Origin of the sequence: Mesorhizobium quangtriensis, assembly GCF_040081925.1 — a bacterium.
In the GTDB taxonomy this organism is placed as follows: Bacteria; Pseudomonadota; Alphaproteobacteria; order Rhizobiales; family Rhizobiaceae; genus Mesorhizobium_K; species Mesorhizobium_K quangtriensis.
In genome coordinates this window covers 958,446-974,950 of sequence record NZ_JBEBMF010000002.1, presented here as the reverse complement: position 1 = coordinate 974,950, position 16,505 = coordinate 958,446, and the positions used below count along the sequence as shown (strand labels likewise).

Below are 16,505 nucleotides of genomic sequence, written 5' to 3'. Positions count from 1 at the left end.
GAAAGGAAATGACCGCTGCCTCAAATCTTAGCGAAATCCCTAACGCCGGATTCAGGAAGCTTACTTACCCATTAGGAAACGCTTAGGCAATTTTTAAAGCTGTGGCCGTAATGTGACGGTCGTTGCGTCTGTAGCGTTTGTGATTGTGTAGAGAGTACGATGACCGATCTTATTAGACCGCGAGTCAAATACGTGATTGGCCCGGACGGCAGTCCGCTGACGATCGCGGACCTTCCCCCGACCAACACGCGACGTTGGGTCATCCGGCGCAAGGCCGAAGTTGTCGCGGCGGTTCGCGGCGGGTTGCTCAGTCTTGAAGAGGCATGCCAGCGCTACAAGCTCACGACCGAGGAATTCCTGTCCTGGCAGGCTTCGATCGACGAATACGGGCTGGCCGGGCTGCGCACGACCCGCATCCAGCAGTACAGGCACTAAGCCAGAACCATCCAGCCGGGAGACGCCCTAAGCTCTTCCGGACCTGCGCTTCAACAGCGTGGACGCCGCGGCCGTCAGCAGGGCTGACGCCGCGAAGAACCAAAGCCCCGGTTGTGTAACCGCGGTCGCAAGGCCGCTGGTCTTGGCGGCGAAGATCACCAGCGCGACAAGCATCACGTCCAGCATCGACCAGTTCGACAGAGCCCGGATCCAGGACGGCACGCTGATGGATTCGTTGGCGTCTGTGTAGGCCGCGACGTGCAGGAGCCCGAGCTTGAGGCACGGCAAGATAATCGAAAACAGCGCGATGATCGCCGCCAGCACGATTTCGCCATCCGACCAAAGTCCGGCGACGATTTTCAGAAGCGAGGGTTCGTCGGAAAGAAAGTAGAGCCTTTCGATCCTGATCAGTGGCAGGACGAGGCCGAACCCGAGGGAAAGGCCTGAGGCAAACAGCGTGATAGGGAGGGCAAAGCGCATCGCTTCGCCATAACGCAGGCCGCGATCTTATAAAAGAATGGCGAGCTGAACCCTGTCTGTATCAGCCGATCATCGCGCTGCGCAGGCCCGTGTCCACTTCGCGGTTCTTGGCGTCGCGCGACTCAAGCGCCTCCGCCTTGGAAAGCTCCGCTTCAGCTTCGTTGAGTATGTTCTCCGCCATGGTTCGCTGCTGGAGCAAATCCTGCTGAGAATTCTGCAGATTGTCCCTGCGCTGGCGCGCAGCCTTGGCGAAGGTCGGATAGGCGAAATGGCTGATGTCGGTGATGCCGGCTTTCTTTTCCTCGGCGAGGATCTGGACATCGAGTTCGTTGGCCATGCGCTCGAACTCGGCGATCATCATATCGAGTTGCAGCAGCTGCCGACGCTTCTCGTTCACCTGGAACTGCTTGAGCCGCACGAGATTGTCACGTGTCTTCATGGTCCGAAACTCCCGGCTACGCCGACGCCCTCACAAAATACCCTCCGGCGTCGACGACGGCACCAGCGCGGAACCATAGGAAACAAAATCCTAAGATATTTCGCCGGCGGTAACCATTCGTTTACGCGCATTGTTAATCATACGTGTCAGGACTTAAGGCGGGGTAAAAATCCGAGTTCGCAACTGCGTCGAATCCACTGCTTTTGACCGAACTGCTTAGATAAATTCATTAAAGCAGTGAGTGAACAAGCGAGAGATTGGATTCGGCTTTAGATTCAAGATGGTGTGCCAGATAGCTGAAAGATCGGTTTTTGCTTGCCAAGTCGAATTATGTTTTGTTAACCATTCGATGGCAGCTTCTGATTCAGGCATGAACTGCTCCGATACCGGATGCCTTTCGAGACGGTCCGGCAGCAGAAAAGGGGAATAGAATGCGCGTTCTGCTGATAGAAGATGACAGTGCGACCGCCCAGAGCATCGAACTGATGCTCAAGTCGGAGAGCTTCAACGTCTACACCACTGACCTCGGCGAGGAGGGCGTGGATCTCGGCAAGCTCTATGATTATGACATCATCCTGCTTGACCTGAATCTTCCGGACATGTCGGGCTACGAAGTGCTTCGCACGCTTCGCCTTTCCAAGGTCAAGACGCCGATCCTTATCCTTTCCGGCATGGCCGGCATCGAGGACAAGGTCCGCGGCCTGGGCTTCGGCGCCGACGACTACATGACCAAGCCGTTCCACAAGGACGAACTGGTTGCCCGTATCCATGCCATCGTGCGCCGCTCCAAGGGGCATGCACAGTCGGTCATCCAGACCGGCGACCTTATCGTCAACCTCGACGCCAAGACGGTCGAGGTCGGCGGCCAGCGGGTTCACCTGACCGGCAAGGAATACCAGATGCTGGAGCTGCTCTCGTTGCGCAAGGGCACCACGCTGACCAAGGAAATGTTCCTGAACCACCTCTATGGCGGCATGGACGAGCCGGAATTGAAGATCATCGACGTCTTCATCTGCAAGCTTCGCAAGAAGCTCGACGCAGCGTCCGGCGGTCAGAATTACATCGAGACAGTGTGGGGCCGCGGCTATGTGCTGCGCGAACCAGAAGACATTCGCGAAAGCGCCTGACGCTTACGTCACGACGGAAATCGAACCCGGCTTCAGGCCGGGTTCTTTCGTTTCAACCCATTGATTTCGTTTGGCTTCAGGCCGCGTTCTCGAGGATGCGGAAGCGGTCGAGCAATTGCGGCCGGTTGAACGGCTTCAGCAGATAGCCCTGCGCGCCGGCGCGCTTGGCGCGCATGATCGCGGCAATATCGACTTCGGTCAGGCAGACCGCGATCTGGGGTCTGACAGGGCTGTCGATGCCGCGCACGCGGCGGATGAACTCGACGCTCGTCATGTCGGGAAGGGCGCCATCGACGACGATGATTTCCGGCATGTCGGCTGCACAGATTGCGATGGCGTCGAAACCGGTCGCTGCCTCCAGGATCTGGAGGTCCAGGCCACCAAGTATGCGCTTCGCCACCTTCCGGATGACGGCCGAATCATCGACGAAAAGGCAGCGCTTCATGTCCCCGCGGTCCCTGCTTGACTGTGCCGGAACGGACGCTCCGGGCAGAATGCAAGCACCTTAGCCCCATTGCGTAAACAAGCCGCGAAGCGGTTAGGTAAAAATTTCGAAAACCGGATGCCTACGCAGCCTTCAGCACCACTTCCTCTGCCGTCGCATGGATCGAAATGGTCATGTTGGCCTCCCGCGCGAGCAGCAGCGTGTAGTAGGGCTGCACCGAATGCGCGTCGATAGGCTCTTCCGGCTTGTGGCCGGAATGCAGTTCGAGGAACTTCGGCGGGACGCGCAGCATCGGACCGCTGGAAGCGAGCGTGAATTTCGCCTGCGTATGCACGTCGTCGAGCGTGACTGTGATCTTTCCGCCGCGCGGGATAGCCGCAAGCGCCACCAGGACAAGATTCAGCAGGAGCTTGACCTGATTCTTTGGAAGAAGCGCGCGGCCGCCGTTCCAGACCAGTTCCGGCTTCTCGTTCTTCAGGAAAGCGGTGGTGACGGTCTCGGCATCGCCCGTGTCGATCTGCATACCGGCGGAACCGGCCGCACCGAAGGCGATTCGGGCGAACTGCAGTCTTGCCGAGGCATTCTTTGCGCTTTGGCGGATAAGGTTCATCGCGTCCTCGTCCGCGCCGCCCTCGTCAAGCAGTTCAAGTCCGTTGTTGATGGCGCCGACCGGCGAAATGATATCGTGACAGACGCGGCTGCAGAGCAACGCCGCCAGATCGGGCGCGGAAAGCGTAAAAAGGTCAGACATTAACGATCGATCCCCTCGTCAAAATAGCCGGACGCCTCCCAATGCGAATCACCACCCACCCCTCGCGCGCAATTGGTATACAGCCTCGCCGCCAGCGGCAAGGATTCTGCGGACTGAAGGCAGTTTCGCCGTCATCGATCCGCCATCTTCCTCATGCTTAACAGTTGGAAAAGGAATGGGGCCTAGTTTGTCCTCCATTCCGAAGAATCGGCCGCAAGAGCCGAGTCGGGGCAGGCGTCGGCGGAATAGCTCCTGGACGGAGATTTGGAAGCATGTTTTCCCGACTTAACAACCGGATATCGCTCCGGATCATCTTATCGCTGTTCGCACTTGCCTGCATGCTGGCCTTCTCGGCAGCGCCGGTGCGTGCGCAGGAGTACACGGCAGACGAAATCGTCCAGTCGGGCCATCGCTTCTTCGGAGCGACGTCGGGCGGTCTAGCCAGCGTCGTCGAACACATATTCGCCTCCTACGGCCTGCCGAACGGCTATGTCCTGGGCGAAGAGGGGTCGGGCGCACTCGTTGGCGGCCTGACCTATGGCGAAGGCACGCTTTATACGAAGAACGCGGGCGATCATAAGGTGTTCTGGCAGGGGCCATCGCTTGGCTGGGATTTTGGCGGGCAGGGGTCGCGCACCATGATGCTCGTCTACAACCTCGACGACGTGCCGAACCTCTACAATCGCTTCGCGGGCGTTGCGGGTTCGGCCTATGTCGTCGCCGGGCTTGGCTTCAACGTTTTGAAAAACGGCAACATTCTGCTCGTGCCGGTCCGCACCGGCGTCGGGGCGCGCCTCGGCGTCAATGTCGGCTACCTGAAACTGACGGACAGGCCGACCTGGAATCCCTTCTGATTGATCGATCCTGAAGGAAATCCTGCTTTGCGGCGGCTTCGGGCCGCCGTTTCGCTTTAAGCGCCGGCTCTCCGGAGGCGAATTTGAAGCAACTTTGATGCTTGGCACTGGATTTCGCAGCGCGCCGCTGGCAAAAGCGGTTCGGCTCGTATTGCGGCCGCGCACGGAAGAAATATGCAGTCCAGCCTCATTTTCATCCTTGGCTTTCTGTCGGCCGGGTTCATCGCCCTGATCGTAGCGCCGATGGCTTGGCGTAGGGCGGTGACGCTGACGCGCAGGAGGATCGAGGCATCGGTGCCGCTGACGCAGGCCGAAATTCAGGCCGACAAGGATCGCATGCGCGCCGAATTCGCCATGTCTACGCGCCGGCTGGAGATCAACTTCAAGAATTTCCGGGAAAAGGCGGCGGCACAGATCGTTGAGATCAACCGCAACCGCGAAGAGCTGAAGCAATTGATGGCCGAGCGCACCGAGCGGCACGAGGCACTGACGCGGCTGGAAACCCAGTCAGGGGAGATCCGCGCCGAATTGCGCAAGCGCGAGGAAGAACTGGAGGTGCTCACGCAGCGGCTTGAAGAGGGGGAAGCGCTTCTGCGGCAGCGGGCCGATGAAATCGAGAAACTCGGGCGCATGTACGACGATGCTACCTTCTCTGCGTCGAACCGGCAGGTCGAGATCGCGGCTCGCGAAAGCGAGATCGAAAAGCTCAACACCGAGATGATCGCCTTGCGCAACGAACGTCGCGAGATCGACCGCCGCAGCCAGGAGAACGTCGCGGAGGTGCGCGGGGCGCGGGAAGCGTTGCGGGCCGAACAGGAACGGTCACTGGCCCTAGAAGCTCGGATCGAGCGGCTTCTCGCGACAATCGCCGATCGCGACGAGAAGATCGACCGCAGCGAGCGCGAGGTTGGCAAGATGAGGGAGACGGTCAGGACGTCTTCCGATTCGGAAGGCGGACTGCAGTCGCAGGTTGCCGCGCTCGAGGCGGACAAGGCGAGGCTGGAAGCCGAAAAGGCCGAGATCGCCGAGCAGCTTGCCGCTTACGTGACAGGCGCGAAAAGCAAGGAGGCTGAACGGCTGATGGCCAAGCTGTCGGCAGACCGCGACCAGCTCGACGAGCGGGTGCGTGCGCTGACGCGCGAGAACCGCAAGCTGAAGGTCGATGTCGCCGTGCACGAGCGGACCAAGTCCGATGACTGGAACGGCGAAAAGCGTGAGAGCGCGCGGCTGCGCGAGGAGATGAACGAACTTGCTGCCGAAGTCATCCGGTTGACCGCTGCCCTTGAGGGTCCGAATTCGCCGATAGAAAAGGCGCTTGGTCTCGCGGGCGAGGCGCACAACGATGCTGGCAAGAAAACACAAAGCCTCGCCGACAAGGTTCGGGAACTACAGAAGGCCGCGGCGGCGGGCTGATCAGCAGCTCCGCTGGAAATGATGCAGGACCACAGCCGAGGCTGCAGCCACGTTGAGGCTGTCGAAGCCGGGAGCCATGCCGATACGGACCGTGTCGAGACGTGACATCAGCGTTTCCGGCAGGCCTTCGCCTTCCGTCCCGAAATAAAGAGCAATGCGTTCGGGCCGCTCGGCTTCGCGTAGATCGGTAGCACCGGTGGGGCTGAGCGCGATCTGGTGAAAGTCTGCGTGGCGGAGAAGCTTTACGAGCGAAGCGCTGTCGGGCGCAATCGCGAAGGGCACCTTGAGCGCCGCGCCGACTGAGACCCGGATGGCCTTGCGGTACAGCGGATCACAGCAGGTCTGGTCGAGCAGCACTGCATCCGCGCCGAAAGCAGCCGCATTGCGAAAGATCGCGCCGACATTGTCATGGTTCGACAAGCTGACCAGCACGACCACCAAGGCCTGCCGAGGCAAAGCGGTGACGATGTCGGCCGGCGTGTCGTCCACGCGCTTCCTGCCGATCGCGAGGATGCCGCGATGCATGTGGAAACCAGCGATGTCGTCCATCACCGCCTGAGAGGCGACATAGACGGGCATCGAGGCTGGTGCGCTGCTTAAGGTTTCAGCGAGACCAGCCAGTCGGTTCTCCAGCACCAGCACCGACTCCACCGCGAAGCGCCCAGCCGAGAACAGGACATTCAGGACGACCTTTCCTTCGGCAATGAAACGCCCCTGCCGCCCTGCGAGGTCGCGCTCCTTTATGGCGACGTAGGGCGCGATCCGTGGGTCCGATGGATCATCGATGTGGATCGGCGTCATGCCTGGGATCGCACCTTCCAGCGGGCTAGGCGAAGCGCGTTTGCCACGACCGAGACCGAGGAAAACGCCATGGCAGCGCCGGCGAACGTCGGGGACAGCATGCCGAAAGCAGCCAGCGGTATGCCGAACAGATTGTAGACGAACGCCCAGCCGAGATTTTGCCGGATCGTGAGGCGTGTCCTGGCGGCTATGTCGAGGGCGGCGGGCACAAGGCGAAGGTCGGGACGCATCAGCGTGATGGGCGCTGCCTCTCGCGCGACATCAGCACCGGACGACAGAGCGATGCCAAGGCGGGCGGTGACAAGCGCCGGCCCGTCGTTGACGCCATCGCCGACGAAAGCGATGGCGTCGCCATGCGTTGCGGCGAGCGCCTTCAGGGCCTCAACCTTCTCTTCCGGTTGCAAGCCGGCGCGCACTTCATCGATGCCGATCGCACGCTCGACCGTGTTCGCGGCAGCCTCGTTGTCGCCGGTCAGCATGACGGTGCGAAGTCCGCGCGACTTCAGCTCGGCCAGCGTAGCGGCTGCTTCCGGGCGCGGCTCATCGGCGAAGCGCAGGGCTCCTGCGAGCTTGCGATCGACGATGACGAAGGCGATCGTGCCTCCAGCCCCGATTTTTCCCGTCATTTCCGCCGTCTGCGATGCGTCCACATCGAGGCTCAGTGCCAGCTTTTCGTTGCCGACAGCCACGGTACGGCCATCGACGGTTCCCGAAAGGCCTTGCCCATAGATCGCGCGCACATTCTTAGCATCGCCGACGGCGACGCTTTCCTGCATCGCATGCGCCACCAGCGCCTTGCCAAGCGGATGTTCGCTCTTCGCCTCGATGGCGGCGGCCAATGTGAGCATCGAGCGGACGCCGCCGTCCGTTGCGGTCATCGCAGCTATCGTTGGCTTGCCCTTTGTCAGGGTTCCGGTCTTATCAAAGGCGACGACGGCGATCTCGCCCGCACGCTCCAGCGTCTCGATGTCCCTGATCAGAATGCCTGCGCGCGCGGCCGCGCCCGTTCCTGCAACGAGCGCCGTCGGTGTTGCGAGCCCGAGCGCGCAGGGGCAGGCGATGACCAGCACCGCGATCGTTGCCGAAAGGCCGCTAATGGTATCGCCTAATGCCAGCCACCAGACGAGGAAGGTGACTGCTGCGACGACAAGGATCACAGGCACGAAGATCGCCGAGATACGATCCACGAGCCGCTGGATCGGTGCTTCGCCGGTCTGCGCCTCTTCGACAAGCCGCGCCATGCGGGCGAGGCGCGTATCTTCACCCACCCGGCTGACGACCACTTCCAGCGCCGCTTCGCCGTTGATGGTGCCAGTGAGGACAGTATCGCCTTCGCCACGCTCGACGGGTAGGCTCTCGCCGGTGACAAGCGCCTCGTCCACGGACGAATGTCCGCTCCGGATGATGCCATCGGCAGGAAAGCGCGCACCCGGTCGGACCAGCACTAGATCGCCCTTGCTCAACGCAGCAGCCGGGATTTTGCGCGTGCCTTCAGCGACGACGAGTTCCGCTTCGGCGGGCTGCAGCCTGCCGAGCGCCGACAGAGCCGCACCAGCGCCTCGCTTGGCGCGGGCCTCCAGGTACTTGCCGAGCATCACCAGCGTCAGGACGACCGCCGCGGCTTCGAAATAGAGATGGGCGTGGCCGTTGCCGCGAAGAACCTCAATGAGCGACGCGACAAACGCGACGGTCGTGCCGAGCGACACGAGGACCGCCATGTTCGCGCTGCCGCGGCGAACCGCATTGAACGCCTCGCGGTAGAAGCGCGTGCCAGAGGCGAGCATGACGCCGGCGGCGAGCGCAGCCTGCGTCCACGGGCCGATCAGCGCGTGGCCGGTTCCGATCATCATCGGCAGGGTGCCGATGACAAGCGGCAACGTCAGTAGGGCGGAGATGCCGAAGCGGAGCAGGGTCGTGCGCTCTTCGGCAAGCCGGACGGCTTCGCGCTCCGCATCGGCGAGGCGCTGCCTTGTCTGATCTGACTCGCGCAGCGTCGCGCCATAGCCTGCTTTCTCGACCGCGGCGATCAGTGCATCCAGCGTAACCGCGTCTGTGAGTTCGATGTTTGCGCGCTCCAGAGCGAGGTTCACCTGCGCGTCCGAAACGCCATCGACTCGAGACAGCGCTTTCGCCACGCGCGAGGAGCAGGCGGCGCAGGTCATGCCCGAGATATCGAGGCTTACGTGGCTCATGACAGCGCCATTCGCTCAGGCTGCGACGCGAGCGTCGTAGCCTGCATCCTCGACCGCCGCGACAAGCTGTGCCGGATCGACGTCAGCCGAGGTTTCGACCGTCGCATATCCGGCTTCGAGGTCCACGCTGACGCCGGTCACAGAGGGATTTGACGACAGCACGCGTTTGACCGCGTTGGCGCAGCCTCCGCAGGTCATGCCATCGATTTTCAGTTTGACGGTCATCACTGATGCCTTTCATCCGATTGATGCGGAGATAAGGGTTCCAGTGGATGGAAGGTCAAGAGGCCGACGCCTGCGCTGTTGCCTCAGGCTTGGCCAAAGACCTCGTCCAGCGTATGCAGGATTTTGCGCACCGCCTCGGATTTGCAACTGTAGTAGATCATCTGGCGGTCGCGACGGGTTTCAACGAGATTCAACGCCCTTAGTTTCGCCAGATGCTGCGAAAGCGCGGACTGACTGAGGGACACCTTTTCGGCAATTGTTCCAACGGTCAGTTCGTCGTCGAGAAGGTGGGTCAGGATCGCCAGCCGCTTTTCGTTGGCGACGAGAGTCAGAAACTCCGCGGCGGCAAAAGCATTGTCCAGAAGTTTGTTCGACACCATCCGATCCCCTGCGCCGTTTCGTCGGACGCCGAGGCGACACTTCCGAATTCCACGCTCGAATTCTGCGGAAGCGATGCGGTGCTTCGCGCAGCAAATTGCAAGCTAGAGCACCGTCATCAAATCTCAAGGCACGTGAACGCGGAAGCTGACCAAAAAAATGCTACGGCTGAACGGCTTCCCGAGCTTCCTTGGCCATTGCCACGAGTATTTCCCGCATCTCCCGTGCATCCTTCAGCGGAGAGGGAAAAAAGATACGCCGCGCTTCGTCGCCTGCGACGATGTCGAACCCGTCGATATCCAGGCCCGTCATGACCCAGCCGGCGCTGTCGACCTTGGCGAAATGGCGCGCAAAATTGGCGATCGCGTCCAGATGATCGTCGTTCATGTGGTCGACCGCACGTTGTTCGGCGGCGGCGAGTTCTTCAACCACGGGGCTGTCGAGCACGATATCCTCGCGCTTCAGTGCATAGGCCTTGCCGAAGCCGCCATTGAGGCTGGCGCGCTCGACCTCGAGGCGGAAAAACGAGAAGTCGCCAAGGCCGACATAAAGCTTCGCCTTCGGATTGCGGCTCAGGTAGCGCCATTCGGCGCGTGTGCGCTCCGGCGTTTCACACTCCAGCCTGACTGCTCTGCATTGGAGCGTGATCCTTGGGTGGGCGAGGGGATCGCCCTTGCCCGGTTCGCCGACCAGAAGCGAACAGCGCGGATCGGCCAGAATTGCTCTTGTGTGGGCCGCGAGCCCGGAAACGAGGATGAGCGGCGTGCCGTCGGCATCGGTCGCAACGCCGACGCGGCTCGCAATTGGCGCGCCGGTTTCGGCGTCCAAGGCTGCAAGCGCGCCGAATCTGGCCACGCGGACAAGCGTCTTGGCCAGCCGGATCGCCTCGGCGTCGGTTTCGCGGATCACGTCTTTCGGCTGGTCATTCATCGCTTCATCTAAAGTTGACTGCGTTAATCCGGTTATTGCCTTGTCCAGCCTGTATGGCAAGTGCCGGGTTCAATCGTCGTCAGACCACTAGGTCCTTGGCTCCGACCCCAGACTGGTCTGCATGACGCACCTCGCCCTTGAAGTGCGTAGCCGCGCCGGGCTCGATCTCTGCCACCAAGATGCGGTTCAGATCCACCGGGCGCGGCATGGCCACCTGTCCGCGCGGCACACGCGCGAATCCCAGCGGGCCATAGTAGGGCTCGTCGCCCACCAGCAACACCAGCGGCGCGCCTGCCTTTCTGGCCGCATCGACCGCAAGCGCCACAAGTTTGCGACCGATGCCGAGGTTCTTGAAAGCCGGCCGTACCGCCAGCGGACCAAGAAGCAGGCCTTTGCCCTCCATGGCAGCGATCCGTGTCATGCGGACCGACGCGATGACCACGCCTTCATGGACGGCTACGAAAGATAGAGCGCGTTCGTGCGGGCCGCCCTCGCGGATTTTATAGGCCGCGCGGACGAAGCGTCCCGGTCCGAACGCTTCTTCATTGATGTGTTCGATTTCGGCATCGTGCGCCGGGCATTCCGGCAGATAGGTCACGTCGGCGGTCATTGTCTGGTCCGGTCGAAGAGGAAGGAATGCCGCGAAGGCGCGGCGGGCCATCGGCGCCTTCAGGCGCGGGCTTCCATTCGTCGTCGGTTGATCCGGATCATGAGCATGGCGCGCCCGCTAACATCATTTCGACGGGACGTCTACGGCTTTTGTCGTTTTGGGTGACGGAGTGTCACCGCAGTTTGTCCTGTGCTTCGCCCCCGGTGGAACCTAAATACGGCCGAAAGGAACGAGGAGCGCTGATCATGGGACTGCTGGTCGACGGAAAATGGGTTGACCGCTGGTATGACACCAAGGAGTCAGGCGGCAAGTTCGTTCGGCAGGACGCCAAGTGGCGCGACTGGGTGACGGCGGACGGAAAGCCGGCGGACGGCCGGGTGCGCGGCTTCAAGGCTGAGCCGGGCCGCTACCACCTCTATGTCTCGCTGGCCTGTCCGTGGGCGCATCGCACCCTGATTTTCCGCAAGCTCAAGAAGCTGGAAGACATCATCTCGGTTTCCGTCGTCCACCACTACATGGGCAAGGACGGCTGGACGTTCCTGGCCGAAGACGGGGCCACGGGCGACACGCTCTACGGCCTGGACTTCCTGCACCAGATCTACACCAAGGCCGACCCGGACTATTCCGGGCGCGTTACCGTGCCGGTTCTCTGGGACAAACAGGAGAAGACAATCGTCTCCAACGAGTCCCCCGAAATCATACGCATGCTGAACTCGGCCTTCGACGAATGGGCCGATGCCTCAGTCGATTTCTACCCTCAGCCCCTGCGCGAGGAGATCGACCGTATCAACGCGCTCGTCTATCCATCAGTGAACAACGGCGTCTACCGGGCAGGCTTCGCCACGACGCAGGAAGCCTACGAGGACGCCTTCCGCGAACTGTTCGCGGCGCTCGATCAATTGGAGGAGCGTCTTTCCAGGCAGCGTTATCTTGCGGGCAACGTGGTCACCGAAGCCGACTGGCGGCTTTTCACCACGCTGGTGCGTTTCGATCCCGTCTATGTCGGGCACTTCAAATGCAATCTGAGGCGGATCGCCGACTACCCCAACCTCTCCAACTACCTGCGCGATCTCTATCAGGTGCCGGGCGTGGCAGGCACGGTAAACCTGCATCACATCAAGTCGCACTATTACGGCAGCCACGCGACCATCAATCCGACGGGCATCGTCCCTGTCGGACCTGAGGTCGACTACGGCGCGCCGCACGACCGCGACCGGTTTGGCAAAGCGGCTTAGCTTACCAATCGGGAGACACGGGCACAGCGCCGAATACCTCGGCGATGCGCCGGTGTGTCGCCGGCGTGGTCGCCTGAGGCAGAGCGTCGAGCGGAAAGAAGCCTGCTTCCGCGATCTCCCGGTCTGGCAGCTTCGGCGCAGCCTGCCGAAAGCTTTCGATCAGGTAGAAGGCAACATGGTCGCGGCGGCTTGCCTGACGGTTGAAGTGGATCGATCTTAGCACCGGTTCGCCGGTGATCTCGATGACGCCTTCCTCGAACAGTTCGCGCTCAAGCGCCTGCATGGCCGTTTCGCCGACCTCGACGCCGCCACCGGGCAACTGCCAGCCGGGCACATAGGTGTGCCGGATGAGGAAGACGGCGTTTTTCTCTCGGTCGTAGACGAGGCCGCGCACGCCAAAGGTCATCGGCCTTTTCAGACGGAAGTAGAAATGAAAAAGCCTCGCCCGAAGGCGTGGCCAACCTATCTGGCGAAACCGGTCGTTCGCAGGGGACGTCACCGGAACATTCCGGTCGCGAACGCATTGCCGTCGGTACGTTTCAATCCGGGCCCATCTCGGTCTAAAAGAGCACGATGTTCAGGCTCGCCCATATCTCCGACGTCCACCTTGGTCCTCTTCCCGATGTAACCTATCGCGACCTCGCGTCAAAGAGGATGGTCGGCTACGTCAACTGGCAGCGCAATCGCCGGCATATCCTGCACGAAGGCATTCTCGGCCATATCCTCGACGACATCAAAGCGTCGGGCGTCGATCATCTCGCAGTCACCGGAGACCTGGTGAACCTCGCGCTCGATGCGGAAATCGAACTGGCGAAGCTCTGGCTGGAGGCGCTTGGAACGCCTGAAAGCGTCTCGGTGGTTCCCGGCAACCATGATGCCTATGTGCCCGGCGCTTTCGACAAGGCCTGCCGTTTCTGGGGGCCATGGATGGCAGGGGACGGCGGCTCGGCGACGGTCGATAGGCATTCCTTTCCCTATCTGCGCGTGCGGGGCAACGTGGCCCTGATCGGCGTCTCCAGCGCCCGCGCTACGGCTCCCTTCATGGCAAATGGCTTTTTCCGGGAAGACCAGTCGCACAGGCTGGCGACGCTGCTCGACAAGGCTGCCGGGCAGGGGCTGTTCCGCGTGGTGATGATCCATCATCCTCCCGTGCGCGGCGCGGTTGCCCAGCACAAGCGGCTCTTTGGTATCGGCAATTTCCAGAACACGATTGCAAGACATGGCGCGGAAGTCGTTCTGCATGGTCATTCGCACGAACCGACGCTGAACTGGATCAGCGGGAAGGGGCGCTCGAAGGTGCCCGTCGTTGGCGTTGCTGCCGGCGGCCAGTCCTTCGGCGGCTCGCATCCGGCGGGACAATGGAACCTGCTGGAGATTTCGGGCGATCCGGGCGCCTGGTCGCTGCGGCTTGTCCGCCGTGGCCAACATGGCCCGACCATGCCGGTCGAGGATCTCATGAGCGTCGATCTGGCCGGCGATCCGGACAGTGGGGCAAAAGTCGCGATCGGCGGGTCGCGATAAGACTACTGACCGGAACCGAAGGTTGTGAGCAACCGATCCCAGAGCGTAAGCACCGTGGCGATCAAGCCGACGAGCGCGCCGGCTGCCACCAGTCCCAACCCGGAAAGGAACGCCGGCCAGCCGCCGCGCCGCACGACTGTCTCCGGCGAGGGCTCCGCTGCGCTGCCTTCATTTCTCAGCGAAAGGGGTAACCCATCCATCATGCGCTCCCGCTCGATCAGGCGTTCGGCGACATAGCGCGCGACCTGGTCGGCTACGGGCTTTATGGCGATGTCCTCGGCCAGCACGACACGTCCCGCCCGCGTGTCCCGGAGGAAGCGATAGGTGCGGCGGTCGCGTGCCATCGCGACGTGGCTGACCGCGTCGATCCAGAGGCGCGGCTGCAGTCCGGATGATATGGTGAAGTCGAAGAGATCGGCGTCAGCCGGCACCTGGGCGAACACTGGTGCCAGTTCCGCCGCCATCAGTTCAAGCCGTGTGCGGGTGGCCTCGCGCAGTTCGACAACGACGTCGTCGCGGTCGGCCATCGCGTTCTTGACCTCCCGCACAACGTCCGCCAGACGGCGCGTCTGGGGCGATTGGTCCTGGTTTTCTGCCTTGTCGCTCATGGTTCCCAGCCCGGACAACATAGTTAACCATCAGCTAATTTTGTCTTTTTTCCGCATTCGCTCAAGCGGCGCGTTTGCGTCGCCGCCTGAGCAATTCAGGTGCGGGCTGGATTATTTGGCCGCGAGAATCCTGTTAACGGCTGACGTCACCGCTTCAAGGGAAGCGGCGACGATGTTCGTGTTGATGCTAACGCCGAAGAGGGTTCCGCCCGGATGTTCCATCTCGACGTAGCAGATCGCGGCCGCGTTCGAGCCATGCTGGATCGAATGCTCGGAGTAGTCGCGCACCGAGAGAGGGATGCCGACATGCCGCGAGAGCGCGTCGACAAAGCCGTCGATGGGACCGTTGCCGCTTCCTTTGATCACCAGTTCCTTGCCCTTGTCGAGGATGGTCGCCTCGACGACACGGCGACCCTTGGCTTCCGTATCCGGATAGGTCTGGTGATCGAGAAATTTCAGCCGTCCTTGTGGCTGGTCGACATAGACTTCGCGGAACCGGTCGTAGATGCGCTTGGCGGAAAGCTCCTTGCCTTCGGCGTCGGTGATCGTCTGGATCTCCTTCGAAAACTCGATCTGCAGGTTGCGCGGCAGGTTCAGCCCGTAGTCGGCCTGCAGCACATAGGCGATGCCGCCCTTGCCGGACTGCGAGTTGATGCGAATGATCGCTTCGTAGGTACGGCCGACATCCTGCGGGTCGATTGGCAGGTAGGGCACTTCCCAGAGCGGCTTGTTGGCGACCTTGATCGCCTTCATGCCCTTGTTGATCGCGTCCTGGTGCGAACCGGAGAAGGCCGTGTAGACCAGTTCGCCGACATAGGGATGACGCTCGGGAATCCGCAACTGGTTGGAATACTCGTAGACATCCTTCATGCGGTTGATGTCGGAGCAATCCAGCTCGGGATCGACGCCCTGCGTGTACATGTTGAGCGCCAGCGTGACGATGTCGACATTTCCGGTGCGCTCTCCATTGCCGAACAGCGTGCCCTCGACGCGATCCGCGCCTGCCATCAGGCCGAGTTCGGTCGCGGCGATGCCGGTGCCACGGTCGTTGTGCGGGTGGAGCGAGACGATGACGTTCTCGCGGTTGTCGAGATTACGGCACATCCATTCGATCTGGTCGGCGTGGATGTTCGGCGTCGACATCTCGACGGTCGCGGGCAGGTTCAGGATCAGCTTATTGTCAGGGGTCGGCCTGACGATCTCGGTAACCGCGTTACAGATTTCCAGCGAAACCTCGAGTTCGGTGCCGGTGAAGCTTTCCGGCGAGTATTCGAAGCGGAAGCCGCCGCCTGCCTTGGCCGCCATGTCGGTGATCATCTTGGCAGCGTCGGTCGCGATCTGCTTTATGCCGGCCACGTCCTTGGCGAAGACGACGCGGCGCTGGAGCTCGCTGGTCGAATTGTAGAAATGGACGATGGGATTTTTCGCGCCCTGCAGGGATTCGAAGGTGCGCGTGATCAGTTCGGGCCGGCACTGCACCAGCACCTGCAACGACACGTCGTCCGGCACGCCGGCTTCCTCGATCGCCCAGCGGGCGAAGTCGAAGTCGGTCTGCGACGCCGAGGGGAATCCGATCTCGATCTCCTTGAAACCCATATCGAGCAGGAGGCGGAACATGCGCGCCTTGCGCTCCTGACCCATCGGGTCGATCAGCGCCTGGTTGCCATCGCGCAGGTCGACTGAGCACCAAATCGGTGCCTTTTCGATGCGCTTGTTCGGCCATGTGCGGTCGGTCAGGCCAACAGCCGGGTAGGGTTCATATTTTCGCGCGGCGTCGGGCATGCCCTTGCGAATCGCTGCTTCGATCTTTGCGTCCATCTTTCTTCTCTTCCCGGCGGCTGCGGACCATGCGCAGGCGTCGCCTGACGAATATTAAACCGGAATTGTGACTGCAAGGAGCTGGCGGCGCGAAGGCGGCTCGTTCGACCGCCGGGCGCTCCTCAACGGACCCGGCGATCGCCGATAAGGCCGAGCAGAAGAAGCGTCGAGGACAGCGCGCGCAAAGTCTCGGCCGCAAAGGCGGGCCGGTGAGACCTGATCATGGACGAGCGCGAGAACATG

19 protein-coding genes are annotated in these 16,505 nt (G+C 61.7%); 6 read left to right on the top strand and 13 right to left on the bottom strand.

Going from position 1 to position 16,505, the window contains the following annotated elements:
* The first annotated feature begins 159 nt into the window (after window positions 1-159).
* Window positions 160-435 (top strand): CtrA inhibitor SciP, encoded by a 276-nt coding sequence (sciP, locus tag ABMA32_RS13250; protein ID WP_023679563.1) that lies wholly within the window; start codon window positions 160-162, stop codon window positions 433-435.
* Between the two features lie 27 nt (window positions 436-462).
* Here sciP and ABMA32_RS13245 read toward each other — a convergent pair whose 3' ends face one another.
* Both ABMA32_RS13245 and ABMA32_RS13240 read right to left on the bottom strand, forming a co-directional pair.
* Entirely contained in the window at window positions 463-915 is a 453-nt protein-coding gene (locus ABMA32_RS13245; RefSeq protein WP_349014221.1) for a paraquat-inducible protein A, read from the bottom strand.
* Window positions 916-976: 61 nt separating this feature from the next.
* Window positions 977-1,354: a flagellar export protein FliJ gene (locus ABMA32_RS13240; protein WP_349014220.1), complete on the bottom strand. Its 378-nt coding sequence runs from the start codon at window positions 1,352-1,354 to the stop codon at window positions 977-979.
* A 431-nt stretch (window positions 1,355-1,785) separates the two neighbouring features.
* On the opposite strand from ABMA32_RS13240, the gene ctrA reads away from it, so the two are divergent.
* Window positions 1,786-2,481, top strand: coding sequence for a response regulator transcription factor CtrA (gene ctrA / locus ABMA32_RS13235; RefSeq protein ID WP_292767409.1), 696 nt, complete (start codon window positions 1,786-1,788; stop codon window positions 2,479-2,481).
* Between the two features lie 76 nt (window positions 2,482-2,557).
* On the opposite strand, the gene ABMA32_RS13230 is transcribed toward ctrA, so the two are convergent.
* Both ABMA32_RS13230 and chpT read right to left on the bottom strand, forming a co-directional pair.
* Complete coding sequence (locus ABMA32_RS13230; protein WP_349014219.1) at window positions 2,558-2,926, bottom strand: response regulator; 369 nt, start codon at window positions 2,924-2,926, stop codon at window positions 2,558-2,560.
* A 121-nt stretch (window positions 2,927-3,047) separates the two neighbouring features.
* Window positions 3,048-3,677 carry a histidine phosphotransferase ChpT gene (gene chpT / locus ABMA32_RS13225; protein WP_349014218.1) on the bottom strand — a complete coding sequence of 210 codons (630 nt, stop codon included), beginning with the start codon at window positions 3,675-3,677 and terminating at the stop codon, window positions 3,048-3,050.
* A gap of 338 nt (window positions 3,678-4,015) precedes the next feature.
* Here chpT and ABMA32_RS13220 point away from each other — a divergent pair, with 338 nt between their 5' ends.
* Together ABMA32_RS13220 and ABMA32_RS13215 are read left to right on the top strand one after the other, a co-directional pair.
* Entirely contained in the window at window positions 4,016-4,531 is a 516-nt protein-coding gene (locus ABMA32_RS13220) for a DUF1134 domain-containing protein (protein ID WP_349014739.1), read from the top strand.
* A gap of 174 nt (window positions 4,532-4,705) precedes the next feature.
* The gene (locus ABMA32_RS13215; protein WP_349014217.1) at window positions 4,706-5,944 is read left to right on the top strand and encodes a coiled-coil domain-containing protein; all 1,239 of its coding nucleotides are present in this window, start codon (window positions 4,706-4,708) and stop codon (window positions 5,942-5,944) included.
* On the opposite strand, the gene ABMA32_RS13210 is transcribed toward ABMA32_RS13215, so the two are convergent.
* The 6 genes from ABMA32_RS13210 to ABMA32_RS13185 form a co-directional block, all read right to left on the bottom strand.
* Window positions 5,945-6,745 (bottom strand): TrmH family RNA methyltransferase, encoded by an 801-nt coding sequence (locus ABMA32_RS13210; RefSeq protein ID WP_349014216.1) that lies wholly within the window; start codon window positions 6,743-6,745, stop codon window positions 5,945-5,947.
* Window positions 6,742-8,937, bottom strand: coding sequence for a heavy metal translocating P-type ATPase (locus tag ABMA32_RS13205; RefSeq protein WP_349014215.1), 2,196 nt, complete (start codon window positions 8,935-8,937; stop codon window positions 6,742-6,744). Before ABMA32_RS13205 ends, ABMA32_RS13210 begins: the two co-directional genes overlap by 4 nt.
* A gap of 15 nt (window positions 8,938-8,952) precedes the next feature.
* Window positions 8,953-9,162: a heavy-metal-associated domain-containing protein gene (locus ABMA32_RS13200; RefSeq protein WP_349014214.1), complete on the bottom strand. Its 210-nt coding sequence runs from the start codon at window positions 9,160-9,162 to the stop codon at window positions 8,953-8,955.
* 83 nt (window positions 9,163-9,245) lie between these two features.
* A complete protein-coding gene (locus tag ABMA32_RS13195; protein WP_349014213.1) occupies window positions 9,246-9,542 on the bottom strand; it encodes an ArsR/SmtB family transcription factor in 297 nt (98 codons plus the stop codon).
* A gap of 160 nt (window positions 9,543-9,702) precedes the next feature.
* Window positions 9,703-10,470: a HugZ family pyridoxamine 5'-phosphate oxidase gene (locus ABMA32_RS13190; RefSeq protein ID WP_349014212.1), complete on the bottom strand. Its 768-nt coding sequence runs from the start codon at window positions 10,468-10,470 to the stop codon at window positions 9,703-9,705.
* 79 nt (window positions 10,471-10,549) lie between these two features.
* Window positions 10,550-11,080 (bottom strand): GNAT family N-acetyltransferase, encoded by a 531-nt coding sequence (locus ABMA32_RS13185; protein ID WP_349014211.1) that lies wholly within the window; start codon window positions 11,078-11,080, stop codon window positions 10,550-10,552.
* A 245-nt stretch (window positions 11,081-11,325) separates the two neighbouring features.
* On the opposite strand from ABMA32_RS13185, the gene ABMA32_RS13180 reads away from it, so the two are divergent.
* Window positions 11,326-12,315, top strand: a complete 990-nt coding sequence (locus ABMA32_RS13180) for a glutathione S-transferase family protein (protein ID WP_349014210.1) — start codon at window positions 11,326-11,328, stop codon at window positions 12,313-12,315.
* Between the two features lies 1 nt (window position 12,316).
* Here the strand turns inward: ABMA32_RS13180 and ABMA32_RS13175 are convergent, their stop codons facing one another.
* Window positions 12,317-12,814: an NUDIX domain-containing protein gene (locus ABMA32_RS13175; protein ID WP_349014209.1), complete on the bottom strand. Its 498-nt coding sequence runs from the start codon at window positions 12,812-12,814 to the stop codon at window positions 12,317-12,319.
* Between the two features lie 74 nt (window positions 12,815-12,888).
* Between ABMA32_RS13175 and ABMA32_RS13170 the strand changes: the two genes are divergently transcribed.
* The gene (locus ABMA32_RS13170; protein WP_349014208.1) at window positions 12,889-13,836 is read left to right on the top strand and encodes a metallophosphoesterase family protein; all 948 of its coding nucleotides are present in this window, start codon (window positions 12,889-12,891) and stop codon (window positions 13,834-13,836) included.
* Window positions 13,837-13,838: 2 nt separating this feature from the next.
* Here ABMA32_RS13170 and ABMA32_RS13165 read toward each other — a convergent pair whose 3' ends face one another.
* Window positions 13,839-14,444, bottom strand: coding sequence for a hypothetical protein (locus ABMA32_RS13165; protein ID WP_349014207.1), 606 nt, complete (start codon window positions 14,442-14,444; stop codon window positions 13,839-13,841).
* 111 nt (window positions 14,445-14,555) lie between these two features.
* On the bottom strand, window positions 14,556-16,226 hold the full coding sequence (leuA, locus tag ABMA32_RS13160; RefSeq protein WP_349014738.1) for a 2-isopropylmalate synthase: 1,671 nt from the start codon (window positions 16,224-16,226) through the stop codon (window positions 14,556-14,558).
* Between the last annotated feature and the right edge of the window lie 279 nt (window positions 16,227-16,505).